Genomic DNA, 3,036 nt, shown 5'->3' with positions numbered 1-3,036 from the left:
GGCATCCTACCTTATACAGACAGTAGCCTTCTTTGGCATTCTGGTCGTCAAAGGTTTCTGCGAACAGGCCGGCGTCGTAATAAGGCCTGCGATAACAGGAATCGTGAACGCGTTTGGCGTAAAAGGCTTTGGGCCGGCCGATATTATCGAGCTCAGGCAAGCGGCCAAATGTGATCAGGTGTACAATGATACCCGCCATCACTTCTCCGATAGGCGGACAGCCCGGGACCTTGATAATGGGTTTGTCCTTGATGATTTCATGGATAGGCGTGGCCTGGGTGGGATTGGGATACGCCGCCTGCACACATCCGTTACAGGCACAACTTCCCCATGCGATGATCGCTTTGGCCCCTGCTGCAGATTCCAAAAGGATGTCTTTGGCGGAGCGGCCGGCAATACAACAGTAATTTCCGTCATCGCCCATGGGAACCGAGCCTTCAACACAGAGGATGTATTCGCCCTTGTATTTCTCCATGGTGTCGTGTTTTGCCGCTTCGGCCTGATGCCCGGAGGCTGCCATGAGCGTCAGGGTATAGTCCAGGGAAATCTTATCGAGGATGATATCGGATACAATCGGGTGATCCGACCGGATAAAGGATTCACTGCAACACGTACATTCCTGGAAGTGTTCCCAGATTACCGGGATTCTGAATGTGGTTTCCAAAGACTTGGCCACCTGGCCAATCATTGTGGTTTCTAGCCCCATGTAGGCGGCGATATACGTCGCAAATTTCATGAAGTCCCTTCGGCTGTACCCCTGTTTTATGATACTGTCATAATAGGTTTCCTGAGTGTTTCTTTCAAAAGCCATCTGATTGCCAGTTAATTAGAATAAAAAATTGTAGGTAGTCGTACAATAAACTTAGAACACTCAAAAGAGAATAAACATGATTTATGTCAGTCTTTCTGATTTTTATTTAAATTAATATTGATGTTATTCAGTAAGACCACCTTAAAAAAATGCACGAGTTGTCCATAGCGATGGGGATTGTCAAAATCGCCGAGACTGAGACCCAAAAGGCCGGGGCGTCCAAGGTGGAGTGTATTGAACTGGAAATCGGCAAACTGGCGGGAATCGAATTCGAATCTCTCGATTTTGTCTGGCCACTGGCGGTCAAAAACACCGTTTTGGAACAGGCTGAAAAACGGGTAGAGGTGATTCAGGGGCAGGCGCGCTGTATGGACTGTGATACTCTGTTTGAGTTAGAAAAATTCTACGATTCATGCCCCGTGTGCCGAAGCAATTTAAAGGCGATTATAAAAGGAAAAGAATTACGGGTGAAAGCCCTGGAAGTTGTTTAACTAATACCATATTATTATGTGCGGAACTTGCGGATGCGGAAGTGAAGAAGGAGGGGTTAGAATACTGATGCCGGGAATGCAACAGGAAGGGCTCACGAATTCCCATGAACATCATCACCATCACGATCATTCCCATGATCACGACCACAGTCACGGTCACTCCCATGATCACGACCACAGTCACGGCCATTCACACAGTCATTCTCACGACCATGGCCATACCCACGATCATACCCATTCCCATGCAGACGGTGGGATAACCCTGGCCCCCAATAAAAAAATATTGGAGGTAGAACAGGATGTATTGCAACACAATCAGGTCATGGCTGCCCGGAACAGAGGCTACTTTGAAGCCTTGAATATTCTTCCCCTGAACCTGGTCAGTTCCCCCGGGTCCGGTAAAACATCCCTGCTGGAACGCACTTTAAAGGACTTGAAAGACACCCTGGATTTCTATGTGATAGAAGGAGATCAACAAACGGTAAATGATGCCAATCGGATTTCCGCCCTCGATGTCCCTGTCATCCAGATCAACACCGGGAAAGGATGCCATTTGGAAAGCGATATGGTTTTTGAGGCCGTAAAACAGCTGCAGATGAAGGCCAATGCTATACTCATGATCGAGAATGTGGGGAATCTGGTATGCCCTTCAATGTTTGATCTGGGAGAAAAAAAGCGGGTGGTGATTATCAGTACTACAGAAGGGGAGGACAAGCCCATTAAATATCCCGATATGTTCCACAGCTCGGACATTTGTATTATCAATAAAATAGACCTGCTTCCCTATGTGAATTTCGACGTTGGCAAGGTAAAAGACTACGCCCTTCAGGTGAATGCGAATCTGAAGTTTTTTGAAGTCTCCGCAACGACAGGGGAAGGCATGGAAGCCTGGTATGAATGGTTAAGAGAACAAATTGTCCCAAAAAAAGACTGAAAAATGTGCCTTTCAATACCAGGAAAACTGATTGCAATTACCCAGACTCTGGATGAAACCTTCCGTTTGGGGAATGTCTCCTTTGACGGGGTGGTCAAGGAGGTCAACCTGACCCTTGTCCCCCAGGCCGAGGTTGGGGACTATGTTATGGTGCATGTAGGGGCTGCCATCGCTATCGTCAATGAACAGGAAGCGGCTAAGACCTTTGAAATCCTGCGACAACTGGGGGAACTCGATGAACTGGAAACCGGAGGGGCTTGAAATTTGTGCCTTTACCTCGGACCCAGGGCAGGATGCCCCCTTTTGCCATGAAATGACTAAGAATCAATCACAACACATCCCATTTTTTTTTGCTAACCTATCCTAAACCAGAGTCGATTGCCATATTTTGAACTTAAAAAGGGAGAAGTAGGGTTTCCACCCGCGCACTTTGCAGACCTTGATGGGCTGCTGGCCGTAGGCGGAGATATGACAGCGTCTCAATTGGTCCGCGGATATCAAAGTGGCGTTTTTTATTGGCACCATCCCATGAAGCATGTAAAATGGTGGTCTCCGGATCCCCGACTTGTTCTGGAAACGGAGTCGTTTAAAGCTCCGGCCGTGAACACAGAGTTTGTATTTACAACTTCGGTGAACACCCGATTTGAAGAATTATTACGCCTCTGCCAACACATATATAATGATAAAGAGGCCATGGGGCCTGCTTGGTTGTCCGAGCGTATGTTCCGTATTTTTATGGAACTATTTGAAGCGGGCAGGGTGCATGCCCAGGAGGTGGTCTTTAAAGGAAACCTTGTGGG

The 3,036-nt window shown here is 47.6% G+C and carries 4 protein-coding genes and 1 pseudogene; 4 read left to right on the top strand and 1 reads right to left on the bottom strand.

Going from position 1 to position 3,036, the window contains the following annotated elements:
* A partial coding sequence (locus tag WBV75_RS00770; RefSeq protein ID WP_424118757.1) for a hydrogenase small subunit occupies positions 1-811 on the bottom strand: 811 nt, incomplete at its 3' end.
* A 149-nt stretch (positions 812-960) separates the two neighbouring features.
* Between WBV75_RS00770 and hypA the strand changes: the two genes are divergently transcribed.
* The 4 genes and pseudogenes from hypA to WBV75_RS00750 all read left to right on the top strand — a co-directional run.
* Complete coding sequence (gene hypA / locus WBV75_RS00765) at positions 961-1,302, top strand: hydrogenase maturation nickel metallochaperone HypA (RefSeq protein ID WP_424118756.1); 342 nt, start codon at positions 961-963, stop codon at positions 1,300-1,302.
* Positions 1,303-1,318: 16 nt separating this feature from the next.
* Positions 1,319-2,236, top strand: a complete 918-nt coding sequence (gene hypB / locus WBV75_RS00760; protein ID WP_424118755.1) for a hydrogenase nickel incorporation protein HypB — start codon at positions 1,319-1,321, stop codon at positions 2,234-2,236.
* 3 nt (positions 2,237-2,239) lie between these two features.
* On the top strand, positions 2,240-2,497 hold the full coding sequence (locus WBV75_RS00755) for a HypC/HybG/HupF family hydrogenase formation chaperone (RefSeq protein WP_424118754.1): 258 nt from the start codon (positions 2,240-2,242) through the stop codon (positions 2,495-2,497).
* Between the two features lie 117 nt (positions 2,498-2,614).
* Positions 2,615-3,036 (top strand): annotated as a pseudogene (locus WBV75_RS00750) (hypothetical protein); the annotation flags it as partial.

This window comes from Robiginitalea sp. (assembly GCF_049588695.1).
In the GTDB taxonomy this organism is placed as follows: domain Bacteria; phylum Bacteroidota; class Bacteroidia; order Flavobacteriales; family Flavobacteriaceae; genus Robiginitalea.
Note: the sequence above shows the minus strand (reverse complement) of the source record. Positions and strands in the feature narration are given on the sequence as shown.